This is a genomic window from Sphingopyxis sp. MG (genome assembly GCF_002953155.1).
Lineage (GTDB): Bacteria > Pseudomonadota > Alphaproteobacteria > Sphingomonadales > Sphingomonadaceae > Sphingopyxis > Sphingopyxis granuli.
In genome coordinates this window covers 2,530,884-2,555,732 of the sequence record NZ_CP026381.1, presented here as the reverse complement: position 1 = coordinate 2,555,732, position 24,849 = coordinate 2,530,884, and the positions used below count along the sequence as shown (strand labels likewise).

The window sequence follows — 24,849 nt, the reverse complement described above, 5'->3', positions numbered from 1 at the left end:
TCCGCATTCGCCGCACAGCCGATTCCCCGGCTCCGAAAAATGGTCTAGGGTGGCGGAATCGGCCCCGTTCGGGGCTCGGCCATCGTTCAGGGTTCCATGGATCTTTATCTTCCCGTCGCCAATCTGTCGGTCAACGCGCTGGTGATCGTCCTGCTCGGCGGCGGCGTCGGCCTGCTGTCGGGGATGTTCGGCGTCGGCGGCGGTTTCCTGACCACGCCGCTGCTGATCTTCTACGGCATTCCGCCGACGGTGGCGGTGGCCTCGGCGGCGACGCAGGTGACGGGGGCCAGCGTGTCGGGGGTGATGGCCTATCTCGATCGCGATGCGGTCGATCTGCGCATGGGGTCGGTGCTCGTCGCCGGGGGGCTGCTCGGCTCGCTGATCGGCGCCGGGCTGTTCGAACTGCTCGCGGCGCTCGGGCAGATCGATACGGCGATCTCGATCCTCTATGTCGGCCTGCTCGGCACCGTCGGTGCGCTGATGGGGCGCGAGGCGTGGGGAACGCTGCGCTCGATGCAGGCGGGCCTGCCGCCGCCGGCGCGCAAGCGGCGCCACCATCCGATGGTCGCCAACCTGCCGATGCGCTGGCGCTTCTATCGCTCGGGCCTCTATATCTCGCCGCTCGCGCCGCTGCTGCTCGGCATGGCGGTCGGCATCCTCACCATGCTGCTGGGGGTCGGCGGCGGCTTCATCCTCGTCCCCGCGATGCTCTATCTGCTCGGCATGGGGACGCAGGTCGTCGTCGGCACCTCGCTGTTCCAGATCCTGTTCGTGACGATCGCCACGACGATGGTCCATGCGATGACCACCGGCGCGGTCGACATCGTGCTCGCGGGGCTGCTGCTGCTCGGCAGCGTCACCGGCGCGCAGGTCGGCGCGCGCTTCGCGCAAAAGGCGCGGCCCGAATATCTGCGCCTCGCGCTCGCGGTCATCGTGCTGCTCGTCGCGGTCCAGATGGCGGTCGGCCTGTTCATCCGTCCCGACGAAATCTACACGGTGCAATGAGGCGGCTTGCCGCCTTTCTGCTCTGGCTGGCATTGTCGGGCGGGCTGGGGGGAACGGCGCACGCCGCCGATCCGCGCCTCGTCCCCGACGTGTCGAGCCGCGCGATCGAGATTCAGTACAGCTTCACCGGCGAGGAACTGCTGCTGTTCGGCGCGATCCTCTATCCGGGGCAGCGCCTGCCCGACGACCGCGCCGACATCGTCGTCGTGCTGAAAGGGCCGGTGCGCCCGATCGTGCTGCGCGAGAAGCGGCGCGTCGCCGGCATGTGGGTCAATGCGAACAGCATCCGCCTGCGCACCTCGCCGGGTTTCTATGCGATCGGCTCGTCGCGCCCGATCGAGCAACTGGTCGACGAGCGCACCGCGGCGATCTTCGAACTCGGGCTCAGCAACCTGTCGATGTCGCCGACCGGCTTTTCGGAATCGGGCAAGCTCGAACGCTTCGAGAACGGTCTGATCGACCTCTATTCGCGCCAGGGACTCTTCTATCAGAACCCCCGGGCGGTCGAGATCACCGAGGGCGTGCTCTACCGCGCGCGCATCCCGCTGCCCGCGCGTGTGCCGGTCGGCACCTATCGCGCCGAGACCTATCTGATCAGCAAGGGGCGGGTGCTCGCGGTCGCCTCGCGCGACGTGCAGATCCGCAAGGCGGGCTTCGAGCGATTCGTCGCGCTCGCGGCGCAGCGGCACGGTTTTCTCTATGGATTGAGCGCGGTGCTGTTGTCGCTCGTGCTCGGCTACGGCGCCTCGGCGCTCTTCCGCCGCCGCTGACGGCGGTGCGCGCGGCATAAGCGCTTTCTTTACGAACCGATGCGATAATCGCCCGCGGGACAGACCAGAGCAGGCGGGGCGATTGATGGATATGCAGGGCAGCGGCTTTCCGGCCGCGGATTCGACGGCGGTGCAACACGTCCGGCTGGCCGGCGGCGGCACCGTGGCGGCCTCCGCCGCTGCGCCCGCGCCCGTCGCGGCGCCGCATCGCGACGACCTGCTGATCGGCGAGGTCATCGACATCGCGGGTTCGGCCTCACGCATCCTCCTCGACGCCACGACCCTCGCAAAACTCGCCAATTCCCCCGACCCCGCCCTCGCGATGGCAGGGCAGGTCGGCGCGCAGGTCAAGGTTCGCGTCGGCAATGTGTGGCTGCTCGCCAGCATCCGCGACCAGCAGCTTCATGACAGCGGGCAGGGCCTGATCGTCGCGTCGATCGACTTCCTCGGCGAGGGCGACGAGGAGAAGATCACCGGCCGCATCCATAATTTCCGCCGCGGCGTGACGCGCTATCCGATCCCCGGCAGCCAGGTTTATGCCGCGACCAACGCCGACCTGAAGCAGATCTACGCCGCCGACGAGCGCGCGCATGTCGAGATCGGCACCGTCTATCCGACGCGCGACATCCGCGGTTCGCTCTATGTCGACGCGATGCTCGGCAAGCATTTCGCGCTGCTCGGGTCGACCGGCACCGGCAAGTCGACCAGCGCCGCGCTGATCCTCCACCGCATCTGTGAACTCGCGCCGCAGGGTCACATCGTGATGGTCGATCCGCACGGCGAATATTCGGCGGCTTTCAAGGGCACCGGCGCGCTGTTCGACGTCGACAACCTTGCCATGCCCTATTGGCTGATGAACTTCGAGGAGCATTGCGAGGTCTTCGTCACCAGCGAGGGCCGCGACCGGCAGGGCGATTGCGACGTGCTCGCCAAATGCCTGCTTCAGGCGCGGATGAAGAACCGCCTGGCAGAGGGCATGACGAAGATCACCGTGGATTCGCCGATCCCCTATCTGCTGTCCGACCTGCTCAGCATCCTGACCAACGAGATGGGCAAGCTCGACAAGGCGACATCGTCGGCACCCTTCATGCGGATCAAGGGCAAGATCGAGGAAATGCGGGCCGATCCGCGCTATAATTTCATGTTCTCGGGCATGCTCGTCGCCGACACGATGGCGAATTTCATCGGCAAGATATTCCGGCTGCCTTCGGACGGGCGGCCGATCTCGATCATCGACGTGTCGGGGGTGCCCTCGGATATCACCGGCGTCGTCGTCGCGGTGCTCTCGCGCCTGACGTTCGACTATGCGATCTGGTCACGCGGCGAGCCGCAGCGCCCGATCCTGCTCGTCTGCGAAGAGGCGCACCGCTATATTCCGGCCAAGGACGTCGGCCAGGGGCAGGCGGTGCGCAAGATCCTCGAGCGGATCGCCAAGGAAGGCCGCAAATACGGCGTGTCGCTGGGCCTGATCACCCAGCGCCCGTCGGATCTGGCCGAGGGCGTGCTGTCGCAGTGCGGTACGATCATCTCGATGCGCCTCAACAACGAGCGCGACCAGCATTTCGTCAAGGCGGCGATGCCTGAAGGATCGCGCGGCTTCATCGATTCGATCCCGGCGCTGCGCAACCGCGAATGCATCGTCTGCGGCGAGGGTGTGTCGATCCCGATCCGCATCCATCTCGACACGCTCGAAGAGGACAAGCGACCGGCCTCGGGCGACCCGCTCTTCTCGAAGCTGTGGCGCGAAACCGGCGGCGAGGCCGAGATGGTCGAGCGCATCGTCAAGCGCTGGCGCAGCCAGGGGCGCTAAGGGTTCCGAATATCCTCCGCGCTTGCGGGGAGAGTCTCACATGGCTGCGCGACTGCTGCTGGACTCAGCCCGCCGGCGGCTCCCATAACTCGATCGGGTTGCCCTCCGGGTCGTGCACCCGGGCGAAGCGGCCGACGGCCGAGTCGTCCCATTCGGCTTTGGTGACGATGGCCTCGCCCGCGGCGCGGAACGGCGCGAGCACGGCGTCGAGATCGTCGACGCGCAGGTTGATCATGAACTGGCGGTCGGCGGGGAAATAGCCCGTGTCGGCCTGGAACGGCGAAAACACCAGCGGCCCGCCGGTGACGGTCCAGACCCACTGGTTGACCGGAGCGCTGTCGTCGGCGGTGCAGCCGCCGCCGACGCCCAGCCGGTCGCGATACCAGGCGCTCAGCGCTTCGGGGTCGCGGGCGCGGAAGAACAGCCCGCCGATGCCTTTCACATGTCCCATGTCCAGCCTCCCTGCCGTGTCGGCCGGACGATACCTCCGCCGCTCTACCGAATCCACTCTCCGCTCTTGCGGAACTCCTCGCGGATCTGGCCCGACTGGTTGAGCCGCGGGTCAGTGTAGGCCGGGGGCGGTGCGCTTGGCGTCGGCGTCGCGGCGGCGGTGCCGGTCTGCGCCATCGCCTGCGGCATGGGGGCCGCGGTGCCGCCAGGCAGCGGCGCAGGCAGGATCGCGCCGTCGATCGGCGGCAGCCCCGCCGCCGTCCCGCCGCCGCGCAACGCGGCGAGCTGACCGGCAACGGGCAGATAGGGGCCGGGCACCGGCTCATGGCCCAGATAGGGCGCGCGAAAGGCGTCCGGCATCCCCCAGCGCCCGCGCCAGCGATGGAAGATATGCGCGCCGACGATGTTGGTCATAACCAGGCTCTTGCCCCAGCGCGGCCAGATGGCGGTGGTGTGATAGTGGGTGGCCAGCCCGACGCCCGGATAGACCGAGCCGCCGAGCGCGGCCGAGGCGATGCGGCTCGCGCGCAGCCATATCGCCTTGTCCGGCGCGCGCGCCATCGCGCCGTCGCAGGCGAAGGTGAACTGGCATACGCCGGGGCGCTGCGATCCCTGGAAGACGACGCCGCAGATCGTGTTGGGAAAGCTGGGGTGCCGGGCGCGGTTGAGCACGACCTGCGCGACGCCGCGCATCCCGTCGTCGCTTTCGGACGCCGCCTCATAATAGACGGCGGCGGTCAGGCAGTAATGCGCGCGCTCGCGGTCGAGCGCGGTGAGCCCCTTGAAGGCATAGCTTTTCGCGGGCGGCCCGACGAACGCCTCGTCGCGCAGCGTCGCCGGATCGACCGGCGGCTGCGCGGCGGCGTCGGCATAGCCGATGCTGCCGGGATCGGGCAGCGTCGGGTCGATCTTCAGCGCGTCGGCATAGCTGCCGGCATTCATCACCGCCCAGCGCGTCGGGTCGTAGGGCTTGAAATCAAGCGGCACGGTGATGCGGTGCGGGCCGAAGCCGGGTGCGCGCGCCGCGCCGCTCGACAGCGCGAGCGCGAGGCTGGCAACGATCACCGCTGCGACCAGCGCTGCCCAGAAATTGCGCCCCGGCCCGGCGGGCCTTGCCGCTGCGGGGTCGAGCCAGGCCGACCGAGCCGTCAGGTGCAATTCGGGCTTCATGCGCGCGTCAATCATCCGATTCGGCTTCCGCCCGACCGATTCGTGCGGGACAATTCGATCCGCCTTATGCCGTGAGGTGCGAACAAAGTGTTGCGGCACGATCCGCATGTCCCGCAGCGGGACAGGCGCGGCGGATGGGGCGAAACGGCGCGATTGTCAAATCGGCGCGCCTCGGGGGTTATCGCGCTATCGCGCGGCCCCAACGGTCACGCCTCGATGGCGGCGTCGAACCATTCGCCGCGCGCCCGCACGGTCATGGGCAGCCCGAACAGGCCGGTCAGCGCCTCGCCGGTCAGCAACTCGGCCTTGGCGCCGTCGCGGTGGAGCCGGCCGCCGCGCAGCATCACGATGCGGTCGATCTCGGGCAATATCTCCTCGATATGATGGGTGATCAGCAGCAGCGTGGTGCCGCCGCGCGCGACGTCGCGCAGCATGGCGAGGAAATGGTGGCGCGATGCGGGGTCTAGCCCGGCGCAGGGCTCGTCGAGCAGCAGCGCGCGCGGCCGATGCGCGAGCGCGCGGGCGATCAGCACGCGCCGCGCCTCACCCGTCGACAGGCTCGCCATGCTGCGCCCGATCAGATGGCTCGCCCCGACCTCTTCGAGCGCGGCGCGCGCGGCGTCGATCATCGCCTGCGTATAGTGCTGGTGCGCCCACAGCCCGCGCGAGGCGAAGAAGCCCGAGACGACGCAGTCGAGCGTTTCGAGCGGCGGATCGGCGTCGAAATCGAGCTGCATCGCACCCGACACGATACCGAGCAGCTTCCGCAGGTCGAAGACGTTCCAGCTTTCCTGCCCGAAGATGCGGACCTGCGCGCCGTAACGCGGATAGAGCTGGCGCGCGATCAGCTTGACCAGCGTCGACTTGCCCGACCCGTTGGCGCCGAGGATCGCGGCATTCTCGCCCGCGCCGATGGTCAGCGCGGGCAGGTCGAGGATGCACGTCTCGTCGGCGATGACGCGGACATCGGCAAGGTCGAGCAGGGGCGGGTCGATGGTCATCGCGCGCCCCACAGCATGGCGGGGCGCATCGGGGCAAGCGAAAATGCCGCCGCCGTCAATAGGCCAGCGCACAGCCGTCGGCGCGCATCTCGCTCGCGGCGGCATAGACGCGGGTGTCGCCGTCCATGCGATGCTCGACGCATTGATAGCGGCCGAACCCGCCGTCGGGCTCGCCGATCGTCCAGCCGATCTCCGCCAGCCGCGCGCGCGTCGCCGCGGGCACCCCGCTTTCGAGACGCAGCAGTCCGTTCGGTCCCAGTCCCTCGGCATCCTCGCCCATCGACTGCGACGACCCCTCGTGGTGCCAGCGCGGCGAATCGCCCGCCGCCTGGATTTCGAGCCCATAGTCGACGCGGTTGACGACGATCTGCGTCTGCCCCTGCGGCTGCATGTCGCCGCCCATCACGCCGAAGCTCATCCACGGCGTGTCGCCGTGCGCGGCGAAACCGGGGATGATCGTCTGGAAGGGCCGCTTGCCGGGGGCATAGATGTTGGGATGCCCGTCCTGCAGAGTGAAGAGCTGGCCACGGTCCTGGAACATGAAGCCCAGCCCGTCGGCGACCAGCCCCGACCCCATGCCGCGGAAGTTCGACTGGATCATCGACACCATCATCCCGTCCTTGTCGGCGCAGCTGAAATAGGTGGTGTCGCCGTGGCTCGGCGCCTGGCCGGGATGGACCGGCGACAGGATGCGGTCGGGGCGGATCAGCTTCGCGCGCTCGGCGGCATAATCCTTCGACACCAGCCATTCGACCGGCACCTCGGCGAAATGCGGGTCGGCATAATATCGCGCGCGATCCTCATAGGCGAGGCGCTTCGCCTCGGCCTGGAGGTGGATCGACAGCGGCGACTGGAATCCGGCGCCCTTCAGGTCGAAATGTTCGAGGATGTTGAGCATCTGCAGCGTCGCGATCCCCTGCGTGTTGGCGCCGAGCGCATAGACGTCGGTGCCGCGATAGCTGGTGCGGTGCGGTTCGATCCATTCGGACCGGTGCGCCGCCAGATCCTCGCGGCGCAGCCAGCCGCCGATGCGCCGGAAATAGGCATCGATCGTGCGCGCGATCTCGCCCTCGTAGAAGACGTCGCGTCCGCCCTCGGCGATCAGGCGGAAGGTGCGTGCAAGGTCGGGGTTGCGGAATACCTGACCCGCCGCCGGCCCCTTGCCGTCGGCCATGCCATAGGTGCGCATCGCATTGTCGATCTCCTCGATCCCGCGTCCCGGCTGGCGGAAACCGGCTAGGCTGCGGCGGATGTACCAGGCGATCATGTCGGGCACCGGCGCCCCCGCCTCGGCGTGGGCGATCACCGGCTCGAACAGTTCCTTCCACGGCAGCTTTCCGTAGCGCTGGTGCATCGTCCACCAGGCGTCGACCGCGCCGGGCACCGAAACGCTGATCGCGCCATAGGCGGGCAGGGTGCCCTGCTTCGCCTGCGCGCGCACCGTCGCGAGGTCGAGCCCGCGCGGGCTCTTCCCCGAACCCGCGAGCCCGACGAGTTTGCGCTGCCCGGGGTCCCAGATCATCGCATAGGCATCGCCGCCGATGCCGTTCGCGGTCGGTTCGAGCAGGCCGAGGCAGGCGTTGATCGCGATCGCGGCATCGACCGCCGACCCGCCGCGCTTCAATATGTCGATCCCCGCCTGCGTCGCTAGCGGATGCGCGGTGCCGGCCGCGCCGCTGAGACCATATGCGGCGGTGCGTGAAGCGAAGCTCGCCCCGACGGGCCGGTCGCCGCCGCCGACATCCGGGCGCACGAAGCGGTCCGCGCCCGCGTCCCACGCGGGCGGCAGCGGCGGCGCATCCTTCTTCGCGGGCTGGGCGGTGCCTGCCGTGGGCAGGAAGGCCACCGCGGGGGCGGCGGCGAGAAGCGTGCGACGGCGCATGGACAATCCCCTCGAAAAAAAGACTTTGTTGCGCCGTCGGTGGGTGATGGCAAGGTGCGAATGTCCGCCCGGCGGATCGCTCAGCCCTGCGTTGGCCGTATCTCGATCGTCAGATGCGCGATTTCGTGCACCGGACGGACGCGCGCGTGGACGGTGTCGCGATCGATCCCTTCCGCGCTGATGATCGCGCCGTGCGCCGCGGGACCGAGCCGCCAGACGTGCAGGTCGACGATGCGCGCATCGCCCGGACCTTCGACATGCCGGCGGATTTCCGCTTCCAGCGCCGGGTTGGTGGCGTCGAGCAGCACAGAGGCCGTGTCGCGCATCAGCGACCACGACCAGATGGCGATGACGATCGACCCGGCGATCCCGACCGCCGGGTCGAGCCACGCCCAGCCGAGATAGCGCCCACCGAGCAGCGCCGCGATCGCGAGCACCGAGGTCAGGGCGTCGGCGAGCACGTGCAGATAGGCCGACCGCAGATTATTGTCGTGGTCGTGGGGATGCTCCCCGTCAAGCGCATGATCGTCATGCGCGTGCTCGTCATGGCCGTGGCCGAGCAGCAGCGCGCTGATGATGTTCACCGCCAGGCCGATCGCGGCGACCACGGTTGCCTCGACGAAGGCCACCGGGCGCGGGTCAACGAGCCGCGTCAGCGATTCCCACGCGATGCCGATCGCGACGATCCCGAGCACGAGCGCCGAGGCGAAACCCGCGAGGTCGCCGACCTTGCCGGTGCCGAAGCTGTAGCGGCCGCTCGTCGCATGGCGCTTCGCATAGGCGTAGGCGAGCGCCGCGATGCCAAGTGCGCCGGCATGGGTCGCCATGTGAAAGCCATCGGCGAGCAGCGCCATCGAATCGAAGGCGAGCCCCGCGGCGATCTCCGCCACCATCATCGCCGCGGTCAGCAGTACGACCCACAGGGTGCGGCGGGCATTTTCGTCGTGCCGCGCGCCCAGATAGACATGATTGTGCGTGAGCGTGTCGATTTCGCTGTCGAGCGACATGCGGCGCGCTCCCTATCGAGCGTGGCCGCGGATCGCGGTCGCGCGCGGTGCTGCCTGTCTGGCGGTGCGCCGGACGCGCGCGAGAAGTCGATCTCTGTTCGTGCGGGCATGCGCCATGGGACAGGGACCTGCCCGATATCCGCGGGCGGGACAAGGATGAAGATCGAACGGCGCCCCTGTCATTCCCCCTTGCCGTCGCCCCCGCATCGGCCTATATGCAGCCCACTTCTTGACATGGTTAGCCAGTTGGGACGTCGGGGCCGCGGGCCGCGACGGCTTTTCCCGCATGGGTTTTCCGGTCGTCCGGTTTGGGATCATCAATTGGTCGATTTCGACGCCCTCAACGCGATCATCGCGCCCGAAGCCGAGGCGATGGGCCTCGCGCTCGTGCGCGTCGCCTTCTTCGGCGGCGAGAGCGACCCGACGCTGCAGGTGATGGCCGAGCGGCCCGACACGCGCCAGCTCACCATCGACGACTGCGCCGACCTGTCGCGCCGCATCTCCGACCGGCTCGACGCGCTGGAGGAAGCGGGGAAGGACCCGATCGACGGCGCCTATCGGCTCGAGGTATCGTCGCCCGGCATCGACCGGCCGCTGACGCGACCCGCCGACTTCGCCGACTGGGCGGGGCACGAGGTGAAGATTGCGCTCAAGGAAAAGCGCGACGGGCGCCAGCGCTTCAACGGCACGCTGGTCGGCATTGACGGCGATGTCGTGACGATAGTGGACAAGGAAGAGGTCGAGCATCGCCTGCCGTTCGACGCGATCGACACGGCGAAGCTGGTGCTCACCGACAGATTGATTGCCGCAACCGTTCCGCTCTCTACCGAGGGCGCCGACGAAATGGAAGAAGAAGGACAGGACTGATGGCCACTGCCATTTCCGCCAACAAGGCCGAACTGCTTGCGATCGCCAACAGCGTCGCCAGCGAGAAGATGATCGACAAGGGGATCGTCATCGAGGCGATCGAGGAAGCGATCCAGCGTGCTGCGCGCGCCCGCTACGGCGCCGAGAATGACATTCGTGCCAAGCTCGACCCGCAGACCGGCGATCTTCGTCTGTGGCGCGTCGTCGAGGTGGTCGAGACGGTCGACGACTATTTCAAGCAGGTCGACCTTGCCGCCGCGCAGAAGCTTCAGAAGGATGCGAAGATCGGCGATTTCATCGTCGATCCACTGCCCGCGGTCGATCTCGGCCGCATCGATGCGCAGTCGGCGAAGCAGGTCATCTTCCAGAAGGTGCGCGAAGCCGATCGCGAGCGCCAGTATGAAGAGTTCAAGGACCGTGCGGGCGAGATCATCACCGGCGTCGTCAAGTCGGTCGAGTTCGGCCACATCGTCGTCAACCTCGGCCGCGCCGAGGGCGTGATCCGCCGCGACCAGCAGATCCCGCGCGAATTGATGCGCGTCGGCGACCGCGTCCGCGCGCTGATCCTGTCGGTGCGCCGCGAGAACCGCGGGCCGCAGATCTTCCTGTCCCGCGCGCACCCCGACTTCATGAAGAAGCTGTTCGCGCAGGAAGTCCCCGAAATCTACGACGGCATCATCGAGATCAAGGCGGCGGCGCGCGATCCGGGCAGCCGCGCCAAGATCGGCGTCATCAGCTACGACGGCAGCATCGACCCCGTCGGCGCCTGTGTCGGCATGAAGGGCAGCCGCGTCCAGGCGGTGGTGCAGGAGATGCAGGGCGAGAAGATCGACATCATTCCCTGGTCGGAGGACACCGCGACCTTCGTCGTCAATGCGCTCCAGCCCGCGACGGTGCAGCGCGTCGTGATCGACGAGGATGACGGCCGTATCGAGGTCGTCGTTCCCGACGACCAGCTTTCGCTCGCCATCGGGCGGCGCGGCCAGAACGTCCGTCTCGCGAGCCAGCTCACCGCCAAGCAGATCGACATCATGACCGAGGCCGACGCGAGCGAGAAGCGCCAGCGCGAGTTCATCGAGCGCTCGACGATGTTCCAGGAAGAACTCGACGTCGACGAGACGCTCGCGCAGCTCCTCGTTGCCGAGGGCTTCGGAGAACTCGAAGAGGTCGCCTATGTTCCGCTCGAGGAACTGGCGGGCATCGAGGGTTTCGACGAGGAACTGGCCGAGGAATTGCAGAGCCGCGCGACCGAGGCGCTCGAACGCCGCGAGGAGGCCGCGCGCGCCGAACGCCGCGAACTCGGCGTCGAGGATGCGCTGGCCGAGATTCCGCACCTGACCGAGGCGATGCTCGTCACGCTCGGCAAGGCGGGGATCAAGACGCTCGACGACCTCGCCGACCTCGCGACCGACGAACTGATCGCGAAGAAGCGCAGCGACAACCGGCGCGGCCCGTCGCGCGAGCGCGCCGAGCGCGCAGAGGATCGCGGCGGCGTTCTCGGCGAATACGGCCTGTCGGAAGAGCAGGGCAACGAGATCATCATGGCGGCGCGCGCACACTGGTTCGACGACGAGCCGGCGCCTGAGGCGGAAGTCGCGTCGCAAGCCGGGGAGGCCGCCGATGCGGACCCCGCGCAATGATCAGCTAGGCCGAACCGACCGCGCGGGCAGGCGCGGCGACCATGCGCCCGAGCGGCGCTGTGTGGTGACCGGCGCGGTGGCGCCGGCTGAAGGGCTCGTGCGCCTTGCGCTCGGGCCCGACGGTGTCATCGCGCCCGACGTGCTGGGCAAGGCACCGGGACGCGGCGCGTGGATCGGCGTGCCGCGCGCCGACCTCGAAACCGCGCAGGCGAAGGGCAAGCTCCGGGGCGGGCTCGCGCGGGCGCTGCATGCGAAGGATTTCACGATCCCCGACGATCTCGGTGCGCGGATCGAGGCGCAGCTTCGCCGCGCGGCGCTCGACCGGTTGGGGCTCGAAGCGCGCGCGGGCACGCTGATCCTCGGCAGCGACCGTATCGAGGAAGTGGCGCGACGCGGGCAGGTGCGCCTGCTGCTCCACGCCCGCGATGCCGGCGAGGACGGGCGCCGCAAACTGGCGCAGGCATGGCGCGTCGGCACCGACGACGAAGGCTCGGGCCGGCAGGGTATGGTCTTGCCGGTGGACCGGGACGCCCTATCTATGGCATTGGGGCGCGACAATGCGGTGCATCTGGCGCTGACGGACGCCCGCGCCACGGACCGGGTGTTGGCGCATTTGAGCCGCTGGCAGTTTTTCACCGGATGGTTTAGGGACGCGGCGAACCGTGGCCCGGATGCGGATTCCCGCGATGCGGGGGCTGGGGCGGCGTCGACGGATTCTGCCGTTTCGGACGCCTTTTGAAGGAATATGACGTTTCGATGAGTGACGAACAGGACAAGCCGACTCTGACCCGCAAGCCGCTTGGGCTCAAGCGGACGGTCGAGGCCGGACAGGTGCAGCAGCAGTTCAGCCACGGCCGCCGCAACACGGTGGTGGTCGAGGTGAAGCGCCGCCGCGTGATCGGTCGTCCGGGCGAAGCCGCTCCGGCGCCCGAGGTCGAAGAGGCGAAGGCCGCTCCGGCTCCCGCGCCCAAGCCCGCCGCGCCCGCCCCGGCGCCCAAGCCCACCGCGTCGAAGGTCGACAGCCTGATGACGCGCCAGGAGCGCCAGGCGCAGCTGCTGCGCGAGGCCGAAGAGGCGCGCCTCGCGGCGCTTGAGGACGCGCGTCACCGCGAAGAAGCGGCGCGCGCCCGCGCGATCGAGGAGGAAAAGGCCCGCGTCGAAGCGCGCGAGGAAAAGGCGAAGGCCGCCGAAGTCGTGGAGACCGCCGCTCCGGCGCCCGCGCCGGCCGAGGAAGCGCCCGCCGCGCCCGCGCCTGCCGCAAAGGCGGAGGAAACCACCCGTGCCGCGCCGGCGAGCGCTCCGGCGCCGCGCCGCTTTACTCCGGTCGAGACCAAGCGTCCGGAGCCGAAGCGTCCCGAGCCCAAGACCGAGCGTCGCGGCGACCACCGCCGCCAGTCGGGCAAGCTGACCGTCACCCGCGCGCTCAACGACGACGAGGGCGCGCGCGCGCGCAGCCTCGCGGCGCTCAAGCGCGCCCGCGAGAAGGAAAAGCGCGCGCACATGAGGCCGTCCTCCGGGCCGCGCGAGAAGCAGGTCCGCGAAGTCGTCGTGCCCGATACGATCACGGTGCAGGAACTTGCCAACCGCATGGCCGAAAAGGGTGCCGACCTCGTCAAGGCGCTGTTCAAGATGGGCATGATGGTCACGGTCAACCAGACGATCGACCAGGACACCGCCGAACTGCTCGTCACCGAGTTCGGGCACGAGATCAAGCGCGTCAGCGAGGCCGATGTCGACATCCGCACCGAAGAGGATGTCGATTCGCCCGAGCAGATGAAGGCGCGCGCACCGGTGGTGACGATCATGGGCCACGTCGATCACGGCAAGACGAGCCTGCTCGACGCGCTGCGCGGCGCGAACGTGCAGGCGGGCGAGGCCGGCGGCATCACCCAGCATATCGGCGCCTATCAGGTGAAGACCCCCGACGGGTCGATGGTCACCTTCCTCGACACGCCGGGCCACGAGGCCTTTACCGAGATGCGCGCGCGCGGAGCGAACATCACCGACATCGTCATCCTGGTGGTTGCCGCCGACGACGGGCTCAAGCCGCAGTCGATCGAGGCGATCAACCATGCGAAGGCGGCCGGAGTGCCGATCATCGTCGCGATCAACAAGATCGACAAGGACGGCGCCAATCCCCAGCGCGTGCGCGAGCGCCTGCTCGAGCATGAGCTGGTGGTCGAGGAAATGGGCGGCGACGTCCAGAACGTCGAGGTGTCGGCGCTCAAGAAGATCAATCTCGACAAGCTGCTCGACGCGATCGCGCTGCAGGCCGAGATCATGGAGCTGAAGGCGAACCCCGACCGCGCTGCAGAGGGCACGGTGGTTGAGGCGAAGCTCGACAAGGGGCGCGGCCCGGTCGCGACGGTGCTCGTTCGCCGCGGCACGCTCAAGGTCGGCGACGTGTTCGTCTGCGGCGCCGAAAGCGGCCGCGTCCGCGCGCTGGTCGACGATCATGGCAAGCAGATCAAGCAGGCCGGCCCGTCGATGCCGGTCGAGGTCCTCGGCCTCGGCGGCGTCCCGATGGCGGGCGACACGCTGACCGTGGTCGAGAATGAGGCACGCGCCCGCGAGGTCGCCGCCTATCGCCAGGAACAGGCGCTCCGCAAGCGGACCGCGCAGGCGCCGGTCAGCCTCGAAGGCATGTTCTCGGCGCTCGCCGACAAGGCCAAGGTCATCGAATATCCGGTGGTCATCAAGGCCGACGTGCAGGGCAGCGTCGAGGCGATCGTCAACGCGCTCAACAAGCTGTCGACCGACGAGATCCGCGTCCGGGTGCTCCATTCGGGTGCCGGCGCGATCACCGAAAGCGACGTAACCCTCGCCGCCTCGACCGGCGCGCCGATCATCGGCTTCAACGTCCGTCCGAACGCCAAGGCGCGCGAGATCGCGAACCGCGAGAAGGTGCGCTTCCTCTACTATGACGTCATCTATCACCTGACCGAGGAAGTCGCGAAGGAGATGGCGGGCGAGCTGGGTCCGGAACGCGTCGAGACCGTCGTCGGCCGCGCCGAGGTCAAGGAAGTCTTCCCGGCCGGCAAGCGCGACAAGGCGGCGGGCCTGCTGGTGCTCGAAGGCAGCATCCGCAAGGGGCTCCACGCGCGCCTCACCCGCGAAGACGTCATCGTCTCGGCGACGACGATCGCCTCGCTGCGCCGGTTCAAGGACGACGTCGCCGAAGTGCGCGCCGGCCTGGAGTGCGGCGTCGTGCTGGCCGACACCAACGACATCAAGCCGGGCGATCACCTCGAAGTCTTCGAGGTCGAGGAACGCGAACGGACGCTGTAAGGGGACCGACCCATGGCTGAGAGTTTTTTCAGCCGGTTTCCGGCACCGCCCTGCGCGCAGCTTCTCGGTTGGGAACTGATCGCGGAATATCCGGGCGAAGGACGGATCGAGATCGCCTTTCACCCGACCGCGCAGATGCTCAACCCGCGCGGGACGGTGCAGGGCGGCTTCGTCGCGGCGATGCTCGACGACACGATGGGACCGGCGCTGGTCAGCATGACCGGCGGCACCGAGGTTCCGGCGTCGATCGACCTCAATGTCAGCTTCCTCAAACCGGTGATGCCCGGCCGGGTCATCGGCAAGGGGCGCGTCGTCGGTCGCGGCCGATCGGTCGCTTTTCTGGAAGCCGAACTCTTCGACGAGAAGGGCGAGCTTCTGGCCCGCGCGACGTCGAGCGCGCGCATCATGGAATTTGATCGAAATGCGTCATAGCGAAACCCCGTCCGGCCCTTCGGTTCGCGTGTTGCGTGTTGGCGAGCAGGTGCGGCATGTGCTCAGCGAAATCCTTCAGCGCGGCGACGTGCACGACGATGTGCTCGCGAGCCATCCGGTAAGCATCACCGAGGTGCGCATGTCGCCCGACCTGCGCCATGCCACAGTGTTCGTGAAGCCGTTGCTCGGCCGCGACGAAGAGGCGGTGCTGCGGGCGCTGCGCACCAACACCGCCTATCTCCAGCGCGAGGTCGCGCACCGCATCCGCATGAAATATGCCGCAAAGCTGAAATTCCTGCCCGACGAAAGCTTCGACGAGGCGAGCCACATCGACAAGCTGCTGCGCGACCCGAAGGTGGCGCGCGATCTGGGCGAGTCCGAGGCCGAATAACCACCGCCGTCCCCGCGAAGGTTGGGGGCGAAGGCTATTTCTTCCCCTTCCGGATTCCTGCCACTTCCTCCAGTTCAACCAGCGCCTCTTCCAGATAGTCGATCATCCGCTGCGCGTGCGGGACGCTGCGGCGGCAGGCGGTGATGCCGAAGTCGATATTCCTGAAATTCGACACCTGGGTGATGTTCATCGCCATGCCGTCGACCGGGATGCTTGCGGGATACATGCCGTCGAGCCGCGCGCCGTTCCAGTACATCTGCTCGCGCGGCCCCGGCACGTTGGAGATGGTCGCGGAGTAGGCGGGGAATTTGTCGGCGGTGCGCGTCAGCGCGGTCAGCATCATCGGGAAGCTGGTGATCGCGGTATAGAGCTGGATCTGCGCCGCAGTCATCGCGCGAAGCTGGGCCTTCGCCGAATTCATCGATTCCTGGATCGCCGCCATCCGCGCCGCGGGGTCGTCGATGTGCGTCGCCAGATTGGCGGTGACCGAGGCGACCGAATTGCCCGAATCGATATCGTCCTTGGGACGGATCGACACCGGCGCCATCGCTTTCAGCGGCTTGTCGGGAAGCTCGTTCAGCGACTGGAGATATTTGCGCATCGCCCCCGCGCACATGCCGAGCACCGCGTCGTTGATCGTCCCGTCATAGGCCTTGCCCAGCGCGCGCACCCGGTCGAGCGACCAGCTCTGCGCGACGAAGCGCCGCGCGCCGGTGATGTTGCGGTTGAAGCTGGTGCGCGGGACGCCGGCGAAGGGGGTGGCGAGACCGTCGCCACCGATGCCGAACATCGCGGCGACATATTGGTTGAGCGCCCTGGTCACCCCGACGCTGTTGCCCCATTGTTCCTTTAGGAAATCGCCGATCGCGGTGATGTCGGTCAGGCTGGGCCGCGGTGGCTTCTTCGGCATCGGGAATTTGCGCTTGTAGGCTTCATAGGCCTCGACCGACAGCGGCGACGCGGTGCGCCGCTCGTTCGGGTCGGGGGTCAGCATCGAATTGTAGAAATGGATGCTCGCCGCGCCGTCCATCAGCGCGTGGTGGATTTTCTTGAAGGTCGCGATCTGCCGGTTCGGCAGGCCCGAGATCAGCGTCATCTCCCACAGGGGGCGGGTGCGGTCGAGCAGCCCCGAATGGAGGCGCGAAGCGAGCTCGAACATCTCGCGATAGCGCCCCGGCCTGGGCAGCGCCGCGGCGCGGACGTGATAGTGCATGTCGATGTCGCGGTCGGGTTCGAGCCGGATCGGGCCATATTGGCCGAGCGGCGTCAGCTTCAGCACCTCGCTGAACGGCCGCCGGAGACCCTCCGGCTGTCGCAGCAGCGCGAGCTGCTCGTTCAGCCAATCGGTCTCGTCGACGTCATCGGGCAATGTATAGAGGTTGATGCCGCCGATATGCATCGGCATCTCGCGACTTTCCCCCACGAGGAACATCGCATCGCTGATCGGCATCAGACGCATAGGCAGCTCTCTCCCCAACATGCTGCATCTTTTGTGCGCAGCATGACAGGCGATGGCGGCGAGTCAAGCCGCGGACGCGGCAGCGCAAAAGGCGATTTCGATCGTCACCGACCCGCGCCGTTCCAGATGATGCGGAACGTGTGGGGGGATCAGCATGGTGTCGCCGGATTTCAGCAGGCGATGGCCCCCCGCTTCGTCATCCCAATGGAAACGGATCGATCCGGCGATGACCGACAGCAATCCCCAGGCCCCTTCCTTGAGCGTATGGCGGCTGAGCAAACCGGTGGGAATGGTATCGGCCCCGAACGGCCCGATGGTGCGATACGCGCGGGCGCCGGAAGGAAGCGGCGGCCCGCGCTCCGCGATCGGCGCCACGATCAGAAACCGGCCGAGGCGCGGGCGAGGAAGACGACGATACCGAGGAAAGCGAAGCCCGCCGGAACCGCAAGGATCTGCGCGGCGACGGTGCGCGCGTCCATCGGCCCCGTCCAGGTTTCGAGTAGGCCGCCGGCGCGGTCGAGCGGCGAGTCGTGCTCGCGTCCCTTCTGCTTGTGGAGGAGGCCAGCGGTACCGAAGAACATCAGCATGTAGAGCAGCGAGATGACGAGCATCATCACCGTTGCGGTGTCGCGCCCCGTCGCCGCGGCGACGGCGATGAAGAAGATCGCGTAGAAGGCGAACATCGAATGCCATATCCAGCGCGGAAGCTGGAAGCCGGCCTGGACCCCGCTCGTCTCGTGCGGGTCGTTGGCGATGTAGGGCGGCTGCGATGCCGCAGGCAGGTCAGAGGACGGATGAGACATGGGGCAGTTCCACTTTCTTGGCGAGCGGGTCTTCTCGGTCGCGATGGACCCAGATGCCGGTGAGCAGGCTCTCGGCGATCATCCGCGCCTTGCCGCCGATGTGGCGGGCCGCTTCGGGGGTCGGCGCGATCGCGTGCAGCGTCCGGTAGAAGAGCGCGAGCCACTGCTGGAAATGCTCCTGTGCGATCGTCGGGATCGCGAGATGCTTCATCATCGGGTTGCCGGTGAAATTGCCGGCGCTGAGCAGGACCGACTGCCAGAAGCGGTTCATCTGGCCGAGATGCGCGGGCCAGTCGGAAATCTGCGCGTCAAAGATCGGGCCCAGCACCGCATCCTCGCGCACCGAGGCATAGAAGCGATCGACGAGATCGGCGATGAAGGGTTCATCGATTCCCATCGCAAGCGCCTCGGCGCGCCGTTCCTCGCGCGCCGCGATCGCATGCGGGTGGGCCTGCACCGTTCTCGTTGCCATGGCTCGTTCGAAATCCTGAGGGTCGATCTAATTGGGTATCTGAAATACCTGTTTAGCGACCTTGAGCGGAAAAGCAATATTCAATATACCTAATTCATGCGACTGAGCCTGCACAGCGATTACGCCCTACGCATCCTGATGGCGCTCGCCGCCACCGGGCGCCAGATGTCGGTCGAGGAGATCGCGGGCCAGTACGGCATTTCGCGCAACCATCTCGCCAAGGTCGCGCAGCGGCTGCAGGCGCTCGGCTATGTCAGCGCGCAGCGCGGTCGCGGCGGCGGGCTGACGCTCGCGCGCGGGGCCGACGACGTCGGAGTCGGCACGGTCGTCCGCCAGTTCGAAAATCTGGAGGGGCTGGTCGAATGCATGGATCCCGCGACGTCGACCTGCCCGGTGTGCGGGGGGTGCGGCCTGCAGAATGCGCTCGGCGGGGCGCTGGCGGCGTTCCTGGCGCATCTCGACGGCTATACGCTCACCGACCTGGTGCCGCAGCCATCGCGGTTCCGCGCGCTGCTCGGCGTCGCCTGATTCCCGTTGCGCCGCGCCGCGCACGCGATAACAGGCGCTGATGGCCAAGCTCTATTTCTATTATGCCAGCATGAACGCGGGCAAATCGACGACGCTGCTTCAAGCGGATTTTAACTATCGCGAGCGCGGCATGGAGACGATGCTGTGGACTGCGGCGCTCGACGACCGCTATGGCGCCGGGCAGATCACCAGCCGCATCGGCCTGCTCGCCGATGCCTGCAAGTTCGATCCCGACAGTGATTTGTGGGCGGCGGTGCAGGCGGAGAATCGCCAGCGTCCGCTCGCCTGCGTGCTTGTGGACGAGGCGCAGTTCCTGTCGCGCGCGCAGGTGCTCGACCTCGCGCGGCTGGCTGACGAGGCGAACATCCCGGTGCTCTGCTATGGCCTGCGCACCGATTTCGCCGCCAACCTCTTTCCCGGCTCGGCGGCGCTGCTCGGGCTGGCCGACGCGCTGATCGAACTGAAGGCGGTGTGCGAGTGCGGGCGCAAGGCGACGATGAACCTGCGCGTCGACGCCGACGGCCGCGCGGTGGTCGAGGGCGCGCAGACGGAGATCGGCGGCAACGACCGCTATGTCGCGATGTGCCGGCGGCATTTCATGCAGAAACGGCGCGAGGCCGCGGAGGTAAAGGCGCCCGCCGATGCTTGACCGCCTCCATGCCGAACTTGCTGACGGCGCCCTCGCGCTCGTCAGGCTGACCGAGGGGCACTGCGAGGCGCTCCGCGCGGTCTGCGCCGCCGACGCCGATATCTGGCCGATCTATTCGGTCAGCTATGATCCCGCGCATTTCGATGCGAGCTTCGACGCGCTGATCGGCGGCGAGGGACGGATGCCCTATGCGATCGTCGCGGACGGCCGGCTGGTCGGCATGACCGCGTGGCTGCGCCCGGTCCCGTCGGCGCAGACAGTCGAGATCGGCAACAGCTATATCCATCCCGACGCGCGCGGTACCGGCCTGAATGGCCGGGTCAAGCGGCTGATGATCGACCACGCCTTCGGGGTCGGTATCCGCCGCATCGAATTCCGTATCGACGAGCGCAATGCGCGCAGCCAGGCGGCGGTCGCGAAGCTCGGCGCGCGCAAGGAAGGCGTGCTGCGCGCCGAGCGCGTCACCTGGACCGGCCATGTCCGCGACACGGGGCTGTGGTCGCTGCTCGAAGCGGACTGGCGCCGCTAGCGCTTCGTCCTTGCGAGGAACGGCAGGCGACAAAGCAATCCCCGGCCATCGGTCCTGCGCAAGACTGGAGGCTGGAGATTGCTTCGCTCCGCTCGCAATCCCGGGGTCGGGAATTTGCTGTCCGTGGGTCAGCCCGCGTTCAGGCGCGCCGTGCCATCATTCGCGGCATGAAACGGACAATCGCTCTCTCCCTGGCCGCCCTGCTGCTTCCCCTTTCGGCAGCGGCGGCCGACGAACCGGCACAGGCGCCGCGCGCGCTGGGCGTCGAATCGAGCATCGCCTTTCCCGGCGACGCGACGATCCGCAACTGGCAGGCGGATGGCGAGGACGGCATCTGGATCGAGGGGCACCGCGGCGAATGGTTCTACGGACGCTTCGTCGGCCCGTGCCGCGACCTCGATTTCGCGCAGGCGATCGGGATCGACGCGCGCGGCGTGTCGCGGCTCGACAAGTTCGCGACGCTCATCGTGCGCGGCGAACGCTGCCGCCTCAACTCCTTCGTCACCTCGGCGCCGCCGCCTGCGAAGAAGGCGGCGGCCGATCCACAAAAGTGACGCGAAATTGAAGCGAAATTGAAGCGAAATTGACAAGGCGCGTCGTCGCGCCCTAGCGGCGCGCGAATGAACGGCTGGATCATCCTCGACAAGTCCATCGGCCTCGGCTCGACCCAGGCGGTCGCCGCGGTCAAGCGCGTGTGCCGCGAACGCGGGCTCGGCAAGGTCAAGGTGGGGCATGGCGGGACGCTCGACCCGCTGGCGTCCGGGGTGTTGCCGATCGCGCTCGGGGAGGCGACCAAGCTGTGCGGGCGGATGCTCGACGCGAGCAAGGTCTATGATTTCACCATCGCGTTCGGAACCGAGACCGCGGGCCTCGATGCCGAGGGCGAGGTCGTCGCGACGAGCGACGTCCGGCCAGCGCTGGCGGACATCGAAGCGGTGCTGCCGCGCTTCACCGGGCCGATCGAGCAGGTGCCGCCGGCCTTTTCGGCGATCAAGGTGGAAGGGCAGCGCGCCTATGACCTGGCCCGCAAGGGCGCGGCGGTCGACATGAAGGCGCGCGCGGTGATCATCTACAACCTGCGTAATGCCGGACTTGATCCGGCATCCGTTCGTTCGGTGCGAGAGGAATGGCCCCCGGATCAAGTCCGGGGTGACGAGATGGGGGAGGGGTTGAACTCCATCACTCTCAGCGCGCATGTGTCGAAGGGCACCTATATCCGCAGCCTCGCGCGCGACATCGCCCGCGCGGCCGGCACCGTCGGGCATGTCGCCATGCTGCGCCGTACCCGGGCGGGGCCGTTCACGCTGGCGCAGGCGATTTCGCTGGACAAATTGAACGCTTTCGGTCAAGGCGCCGCGCAATCAGATGTGATTCTGCCGCTCGAGGCAGGGCTGGTCGACATCCCGGCTCTGGACCTCTCCCCGGAAGCGGCAGGGGCGATCCGCCAGGGTCGTGTCTGGACCGGGGAAAGCGCGCACGACGGGCTCTATTGGGGACGGGACAGCGAGAAGCGGCCCGTCGCGTTGATAGAGGCTTTGGCCGGAAGGCTGAAGGTCGTGCGGGGCTTCAATCTGTAATGAGGATGTTCGAAGGACGTAACACATGTCGATTACCGCCGAACGCAAGGCCGAACTGATTCAGGAACATGCCCGCGAAAAGGGCGATACGGGTTCGCCCGAGGTGCAGGTCGCGATCCTGACCCACCGCATCAACACGCTGACCGAGCATTTCAAGGCGCATCACAAGGACAATCACAGCCGCCGCGGGCTGCTGATGATGGTCAACAAGCGCCGCAGCCTGCTCGACTATCTGCGTCGCAAGGACGAGGGCCGCTATCAGGACCTCATCGCGAAGCTGGGTCTGCGCAAATAGGAATGCGAGGGCGGCTCCGGGTTCGGGGCCGCTTTCATTTTGGTTCGCGTGGAATTCGCGAACCGCAAGGGCCGCTCCCGCATCCGGCGGGGCCGCCATAGGGCAGATAGACGCCCTACACCGCCCCGGGCCGGATTGCCCGGAAACAGAGGCCCCGCCCGGCATAGGGCCCGGCGGGCGAAGGAAACCGAATGTTTGACGTGAAAAAAGTATCGATCGAGTGGGGCGGTGAAACGCTGACGCTCGAAACGGGCAAGGTTGCCCGCCAGGCCGATGGCGCCGTCGTGGCGAGCCTTGGCGAGACGGTCGTGCTCTGCGCCGTCACCGCCGCCAAGTCAGTGAAGGACGGGCAGGATTTCTTCCCGCTGACTGTCCACTATCAGGAAAAATTTTCGTCGGCGGGGCGCATCCCCGGCGGCTTCTTCAAGCGCGAGCGCGGCGCGACCGAAAAGGAAACGCTGGTCAGCCGCCTGATCGACCGTCCGATCCGCCCGCTGTTCCCCGAAGGTTTCTATAACGAGATCAACGCCATCGCTCAGGTGCTGAGCTATGACGGCCACAACGAGCCCGACATCCTCGCGATGGTCGCCGCCTCGGCCGCGCTCACCATTTCGGGCGTGCCCTTCATGGGGCCGATCGGCGCCGCGCGCGTCGGCTATCTGAACGGCGAATATATTCTCAACCCGACCGACGAGCAGGTTGCCGAGGGCGACCTCGACCTCGTCGTCGCCGCGACGCACGACGCGGTGATGATGGTCGAATCCGAAGCCAACGAGCTGTCGGAAGAGGTGATGCTGGGCGCCGTGATGTTCGCGCACGATGCGTGCCGCGAGGTCGTCAAGGCGATCATCAAGCTCGCCGAGCAGGCCGCCAAGGATCCGTGGGAAATGGCGTCGTCGGACGACAATGCCGCGCTCAAGGACAAGATCAAGAAGCTGGTCGGCAAGGATATCGCCGCCGCCTACAAGTTGACCGACAAGTCGGCCCGCTCGAACGCGCTCAACGAAGCGCGCGCGAAGGCGAAGGAGATGTTCGTCGCCGAGGGGCTGGACCCGCAGGCGGTGATGGCCGGCATCAAGCTGACCAAGAAGCTGGAAGCGGAGATCGTCCGCACCGCCATCCTCAAGGAAGGCAAGCGCATCGACGGCCGCACGACGACGCAGATTCGCCCGATCGAGGCGGAAACGCATTTCCTGCCGCGCGCGCACGGTTCGGCGCTGTTCACCCGCGGCGAGACGCAGACGATCGCGACCTGCACCCTGGGCACCAAGGAAGCCGAGCAGATGATCGACGGGCTCAACGGCCTGTCGTATCAGAATTTCATGCTCCACTATAACTTCCCGCCCTATTCGGTCGGCGAAGTCGGCCGCTTCGGGGCGCCGGGCCGTCGCGAGATCGGCCACGGCAAGCTCGCATGGCGCGCGCTGCACCCGGTGCTGCCCTCGAAGGAGGATTTCCCCTACACGATCCGCCTGACCAGCGACATCACCGAATCGAACGGCTCGTCGTCGATGGCGACGGTGTGCGGCGGTTCGCTGTCGCTGATGGACGCTGGCGTGCCGATCAAGCGCCCGGTCAGCGGCATCGCGATGGGCCTGATCCTCGAAGGCAAGGATTTCGCGATCCTTTCCGACATCCTCGGCGACGAGGATCATCTCGGCGACATGGATTTCAAGGTGGCGGGCACGTCCGAAGGCATCACCACGATGCAGATGGACATCAAGATCGCCGGCATCACGCAGGAAATCTTTGAAAAGGCGCTGGCGCAGGCCAAGGAAGGCCGTGCGCATATCCTGGGCGAGATGAACAAGGCGCTCGGCGAAACCCGCAGCGAGCTGTCGGCGCATGCGCCGCGCATCGAGACGATCACGATCGACAAGTCGAAGATTCGCGACGTCATCGGCACCGGCGGCAAGGTGATCCGCGAAATCGTCGCGACCACCGGCGCCAAGGTCGACATCGACGACGAGGGCATTATCAAGATCGCCTCGTCCGACACCGCGCAGATCGAGGCCGCCAAGGCCTGGATCCTCGGCATCGTCGAGGAGCCCGAAGTCGGCAAGATCTATAACGGCAAGGTCGTCAACCTCGTCGATTTCGGTGCCTTCGTGAACTTCATGGGCGGCAAGGACGGTCTCGTCCACGTCTCGGAGATCCGGAACGAACGCGTCGAGAAGGTCTCCGACGTCCTGTCTGAAGGGCAGGAGGTCAAGGTCAAGGTGCTGGAGATCGACCCGCGCGGCAAGGTGCGCCTGTCGATGCGCGTCGTCGATCAGGAAAGCGGCGAGGAACTCGAAGATACCCGCCCGGCGCGCGAACCGCGCGGCGACCGCGGCGATCGCGGTCCCAGAGGAGACCGGGGCCGTGACGGCGACCGGGGTCGGGGCGGCCGCGATCGCGGTCCGCGCCGCGACGGTGAAGGCCGGGGCGACCGCGGCCCGCGCCGCGAGCGCTCGGACGACGGTCCGGAAGACCAGGGCCATGTGCCCGACTTCCTGAAGGACTGATCCTTCGGACAGCGAATGATGAAGGGGCCGCGAAAGCGGCCCCTTTTTCGTGGGGCGTCAGGACGCCGGTCTCCCTCCCATTTGGGGGAGGGGCAGCGAGGCTTGCCGGCTTGCTGGCTAGACTCTGATGACTTTGGATTGACCCCTTTCGTCATTGCGAGCGGAGCGAAGCAATCCAGGGCGGTTACCGCACGCTCTGGATTGCCGCGCGGCTTCGTCGCTCGCAATGACGAGTCCATTCGATGTCATCACGCTCTAGCTGTGAGCTTTCAGGAGGTTGTTCATCCGGCGTGACCGGACCAGACTGATGTTGCGAC

The 24,849-nt window shown here is 67.4% G+C and carries 25 protein-coding genes; 16 read left to right on the top strand and 9 right to left on the bottom strand.

Translation table 11 applies throughout. The features are described 5' to 3' along the window. Positions 1–96 precede the first annotated feature (96 nt). The 3 genes from C3E99_RS11830 to C3E99_RS11820 all read left to right on the top strand — a co-directional run bounded on the left by C3E99_RS11830 (position 97) and on the right by C3E99_RS11820 (position 3,585). On the top strand, positions 97–1,005 hold the full coding sequence (locus C3E99_RS11830) for a sulfite exporter TauE/SafE family protein (protein WP_067107977.1): 909 nt from the start codon (positions 97–99) through the stop codon (positions 1,003–1,005). Further along, the gene (locus C3E99_RS11825) at positions 1,002–1,775 is read left to right on the top strand and encodes a TIGR02186 family protein (RefSeq protein ID WP_076076577.1); all 774 of its coding nucleotides are present in this window, start codon (positions 1,002–1,004) and stop codon (positions 1,773–1,775) included. The genes C3E99_RS11830 and C3E99_RS11825 overlap by 4 nt, the downstream gene beginning before the upstream one ends. Positions 1,776–1,860: 85 nt before the next feature. Then, positions 1,861–3,585: an ATP-binding protein gene (locus C3E99_RS11820; RefSeq protein WP_104959811.1), complete on the top strand. Its 1,725-nt coding sequence runs from the start codon at positions 1,861–1,863 to the stop codon at positions 3,583–3,585. A 64-nt stretch (positions 3,586–3,649) separates the two neighbouring features. Here C3E99_RS11820 and C3E99_RS11815 read toward each other — a convergent pair whose 3' ends face one another. From C3E99_RS11815 to dmeF, 5 genes are all read right to left on the bottom strand, one after another. After that, positions 3,650–4,036: a VOC family protein gene (locus C3E99_RS11815; RefSeq protein ID WP_076076575.1), complete on the bottom strand. Its 387-nt coding sequence runs from the start codon at positions 4,034–4,036 to the stop codon at positions 3,650–3,652. Positions 4,037–4,080: 44 nt separating this feature from the next. Next, a complete protein-coding gene (locus C3E99_RS11810; protein ID WP_234002457.1) occupies positions 4,081–5,220 on the bottom strand; it encodes a cell wall hydrolase in 1,140 nt (379 codons plus the stop codon). Between the two features lie 191 nt (positions 5,221–5,411). After that, positions 5,412–6,206, bottom strand: a complete 795-nt coding sequence (locus C3E99_RS11805) for an ABC transporter ATP-binding protein (RefSeq protein WP_076078067.1) — start codon at positions 6,204–6,206, stop codon at positions 5,412–5,414. Positions 6,207–6,261: 55 nt separating this feature from the next. Then, positions 6,262–8,088 (bottom strand): gamma-glutamyltransferase family protein, encoded by a 1,827-nt coding sequence (locus C3E99_RS11800; RefSeq protein WP_076076574.1) that lies wholly within the window; start codon positions 8,086–8,088, stop codon positions 6,262–6,264. Positions 8,089–8,168: 80 nt separating this feature from the next. Next, positions 8,169–9,095 carry a CDF family Co(II)/Ni(II) efflux transporter DmeF gene (gene dmeF / locus C3E99_RS11795; RefSeq protein WP_104959810.1) on the bottom strand — a complete coding sequence of 309 codons (927 nt, stop codon included), beginning with the start codon at positions 9,093–9,095 and terminating at the stop codon, positions 8,169–8,171. A gap of 321 nt (positions 9,096–9,416) precedes the next feature. On the opposite strand from dmeF, the gene rimP reads away from it, so the two are divergent. From rimP to rbfA, 6 genes are read left to right on the top strand one after another with little or no spacing between them, the layout of a single operon-like run. Beyond that, a complete protein-coding gene (gene rimP / locus C3E99_RS11790) occupies positions 9,417–9,962 on the top strand; it encodes a ribosome maturation protein RimP (protein WP_076076569.1) in 546 nt (181 codons plus the stop codon). After that, positions 9,962–11,602 (top strand): transcription termination factor NusA, encoded by a 1,641-nt coding sequence (nusA, locus tag C3E99_RS11785; RefSeq protein ID WP_067107994.1) that lies wholly within the window; start codon positions 9,962–9,964, stop codon positions 11,600–11,602. Before rimP ends, nusA begins: the two co-directional genes overlap by 1 nt. Then, positions 11,583–12,341 carry a DUF448 domain-containing protein gene (locus tag C3E99_RS11780; RefSeq protein WP_083675142.1) on the top strand — a complete coding sequence of 253 codons (759 nt, stop codon included), beginning with the start codon at positions 11,583–11,585 and terminating at the stop codon, positions 12,339–12,341. Before nusA ends, C3E99_RS11780 begins: the two co-directional genes overlap by 20 nt. Before the next feature lie 17 nt (positions 12,342–12,358). After that, entirely contained in the window at positions 12,359–14,890 is a 2,532-nt protein-coding gene (gene infB, locus C3E99_RS11775; protein WP_104959809.1) for a translation initiation factor IF-2, read from the top strand. A 12-nt stretch (positions 14,891–14,902) separates the two neighbouring features. Next, positions 14,903–15,322 carry a PaaI family thioesterase gene (locus tag C3E99_RS11770; RefSeq protein ID WP_076076564.1) on the top strand — a complete coding sequence of 140 codons (420 nt, stop codon included), beginning with the start codon at positions 14,903–14,905 and terminating at the stop codon, positions 15,320–15,322. Beyond that, positions 15,312–15,713, top strand: a complete 402-nt coding sequence (rbfA, locus tag C3E99_RS11765; RefSeq protein ID WP_076076561.1) for a 30S ribosome-binding factor RbfA — start codon at positions 15,312–15,314, stop codon at positions 15,711–15,713. The genes C3E99_RS11770 and rbfA overlap by 11 nt, the downstream gene beginning before the upstream one ends. A gap of 34 nt (positions 15,714–15,747) precedes the next feature. On the opposite strand, the gene C3E99_RS11760 is transcribed toward rbfA, so the two are convergent. The 4 genes from C3E99_RS11760 to C3E99_RS11750 form a co-directional block, all read right to left on the bottom strand. Next, positions 15,748–17,172 carry a WS/DGAT/MGAT family O-acyltransferase gene (locus C3E99_RS11760; RefSeq protein ID WP_104959808.1) on the bottom strand — a complete coding sequence of 475 codons (1,425 nt, stop codon included), beginning with the start codon at positions 17,170–17,172 and terminating at the stop codon, positions 15,748–15,750. 63 nt (positions 17,173–17,235) lie between these two features. Continuing rightward, positions 17,236–17,547 (bottom strand): DUF1971 domain-containing protein, encoded by a 312-nt coding sequence (locus C3E99_RS19765; protein WP_076076556.1) that lies wholly within the window; start codon positions 17,545–17,547, stop codon positions 17,236–17,238. Between the two features lie 2 nt (positions 17,548–17,549). After that, positions 17,550–17,975: a hypothetical protein gene (locus C3E99_RS19760; RefSeq protein ID WP_067185658.1), complete on the bottom strand. Its 426-nt coding sequence runs from the start codon at positions 17,973–17,975 to the stop codon at positions 17,550–17,552. Then, positions 17,956–18,447: a group III truncated hemoglobin gene (locus C3E99_RS11750; protein ID WP_067108018.1), complete on the bottom strand. Its 492-nt coding sequence runs from the start codon at positions 18,445–18,447 to the stop codon at positions 17,956–17,958. The genes C3E99_RS19760 and C3E99_RS11750 overlap by 20 nt, the downstream gene beginning before the upstream one ends. 96 nt (positions 18,448–18,543) lie before the next feature. Here C3E99_RS11750 and C3E99_RS11745 point away from each other — a divergent pair, with 96 nt between their 5' ends. From C3E99_RS11745 to pnp, 7 genes are all read left to right on the top strand, one after another. Next, a complete protein-coding gene (locus C3E99_RS11745) occupies positions 18,544–18,975 on the top strand; it encodes an RrF2 family transcriptional regulator (RefSeq protein ID WP_067108021.1) in 432 nt (143 codons plus the stop codon). Positions 18,976–19,015: 40 nt separating this feature from the next. Then, positions 19,016–19,624, top strand: a complete 609-nt coding sequence (locus C3E99_RS11740; protein ID WP_076076551.1) for a thymidine kinase — start codon at positions 19,016–19,018, stop codon at positions 19,622–19,624. Beyond that, complete coding sequence (locus C3E99_RS11735; protein ID WP_076076549.1) at positions 19,617–20,153, top strand: GNAT family N-acetyltransferase; 537 nt, start codon at positions 19,617–19,619, stop codon at positions 20,151–20,153. Before C3E99_RS11740 ends, C3E99_RS11735 begins: the two co-directional genes overlap by 8 nt. Positions 20,154–20,320: 167 nt before the next feature. Continuing rightward, the gene (locus C3E99_RS11730) at positions 20,321–20,707 is read left to right on the top strand and encodes a DUF6491 family protein (protein ID WP_234002456.1); all 387 of its coding nucleotides are present in this window, start codon (positions 20,321–20,323) and stop codon (positions 20,705–20,707) included. A 66-nt stretch (positions 20,708–20,773) separates the two neighbouring features. Then, positions 20,774–21,730, top strand: a complete 957-nt coding sequence (truB, locus tag C3E99_RS11725; protein WP_104959807.1) for a tRNA pseudouridine(55) synthase TruB — start codon at positions 20,774–20,776, stop codon at positions 21,728–21,730. Between the two features lie 25 nt (positions 21,731–21,755). Next, positions 21,756–22,025 carry a 30S ribosomal protein S15 gene (gene rpsO, locus C3E99_RS11720; protein ID WP_067185645.1) on the top strand — a complete coding sequence of 90 codons (270 nt, stop codon included), beginning with the start codon at positions 21,756–21,758 and terminating at the stop codon, positions 22,023–22,025. A 191-nt stretch (positions 22,026–22,216) separates the two neighbouring features. Then, positions 22,217–24,532 (top strand): polyribonucleotide nucleotidyltransferase, encoded by a 2,316-nt coding sequence (gene pnp / locus C3E99_RS11715; RefSeq protein ID WP_076076541.1) that lies wholly within the window; start codon positions 22,217–22,219, stop codon positions 24,530–24,532. Positions 24,533–24,849: the final 317 nt, after the last annotated feature.

Excerpts from the sequence above, each read along its gene's own strand:
- C3E99_RS11830 (WP_067107977.1), top strand. The coding sequence starts at position 97 with ATGGATCTTTATCTTCCCGTCGCCAATCTGTCGGTCAACGCGCTGGTG.
- C3E99_RS11825 (WP_076076577.1), top strand. The coding sequence starts at position 1,002 with ATGAGGCGGCTTGCCGCCTTTCTGCTCTGGCTGGCATTGTCGGGCGGG.
- C3E99_RS11820 (WP_104959811.1), top strand. The coding sequence starts at position 1,861 with ATGGATATGCAGGGCAGCGGCTTTCCGGCCGCGGATTCGACGGCGGTG.
- C3E99_RS11815 (WP_076076575.1), bottom strand. The coding sequence starts at position 4,036 with ATGGGACATGTGAAAGGCATCGGCGGGCTGTTCTTCCGCGCCCGCGAC.
- C3E99_RS11810 (WP_234002457.1), bottom strand. The coding sequence starts at position 5,220 with ATGATTGACGCGCGCATGAAGCCCGAATTGCACCTGACGGCTCGGTCG.
- C3E99_RS11805 (WP_076078067.1), bottom strand. The coding sequence starts at position 6,206 with ATGACCATCGACCCGCCCCTGCTCGACCTTGCCGATGTCCGCGTCATC.
- C3E99_RS11800 (WP_076076574.1), bottom strand. The coding sequence starts at position 8,088 with ATGCGCCGTCGCACGCTTCTCGCCGCCGCCCCCGCGGTGGCCTTCCTG.
- dmeF (WP_104959810.1), bottom strand. The coding sequence starts at position 9,095 with ATGTCGCTCGACAGCGAAATCGACACGCTCACGCACAATCATGTCTAT.
- nusA (WP_067107994.1), top strand. The coding sequence starts at position 9,962 with ATGGCCACTGCCATTTCCGCCAACAAGGCCGAACTGCTTGCGATCGCC.
- C3E99_RS11780 (WP_083675142.1), top strand. The coding sequence starts at position 11,583 with ATGCGGACCCCGCGCAATGATCAGCTAGGCCGAACCGACCGCGCGGGC.
- infB (WP_104959809.1), top strand. The coding sequence starts at position 12,359 with ATGAGTGACGAACAGGACAAGCCGACTCTGACCCGCAAGCCGCTTGGG.
- C3E99_RS11770 (WP_076076564.1), top strand. The coding sequence starts at position 14,903 with ATGGCTGAGAGTTTTTTCAGCCGGTTTCCGGCACCGCCCTGCGCGCAG.
- rbfA (WP_076076561.1), top strand. The coding sequence starts at position 15,312 with ATGCGTCATAGCGAAACCCCGTCCGGCCCTTCGGTTCGCGTGTTGCGT.
- C3E99_RS11760 (WP_104959808.1), bottom strand. The coding sequence starts at position 17,172 with ATGCGTCTGATGCCGATCAGCGATGCGATGTTCCTCGTGGGGGAAAGT.
- C3E99_RS19760 (WP_067185658.1), bottom strand. The coding sequence starts at position 17,975 with ATGTCTCATCCGTCCTCTGACCTGCCTGCGGCATCGCAGCCGCCCTAC.
- C3E99_RS11750 (WP_067108018.1), bottom strand. The coding sequence starts at position 18,447 with ATGGCAACGAGAACGGTGCAGGCCCACCCGCATGCGATCGCGGCGCGC.
- C3E99_RS11745 (WP_067108021.1), top strand. The coding sequence starts at position 18,544 with ATGCGACTGAGCCTGCACAGCGATTACGCCCTACGCATCCTGATGGCG.
- C3E99_RS11740 (WP_076076551.1), top strand. The coding sequence starts at position 19,016 with ATGGCCAAGCTCTATTTCTATTATGCCAGCATGAACGCGGGCAAATCG.
- C3E99_RS11735 (WP_076076549.1), top strand. The coding sequence starts at position 19,617 with ATGCTTGACCGCCTCCATGCCGAACTTGCTGACGGCGCCCTCGCGCTC.
- C3E99_RS11730 (WP_234002456.1), top strand. The coding sequence starts at position 20,321 with ATGAAACGGACAATCGCTCTCTCCCTGGCCGCCCTGCTGCTTCCCCTT.
- truB (WP_104959807.1), top strand. The coding sequence starts at position 20,774 with ATGAACGGCTGGATCATCCTCGACAAGTCCATCGGCCTCGGCTCGACC.
- rpsO (WP_067185645.1), top strand. The coding sequence starts at position 21,756 with ATGTCGATTACCGCCGAACGCAAGGCCGAACTGATTCAGGAACATGCC.
- pnp (WP_076076541.1), top strand. The coding sequence starts at position 22,217 with ATGTTTGACGTGAAAAAAGTATCGATCGAGTGGGGCGGTGAAACGCTG.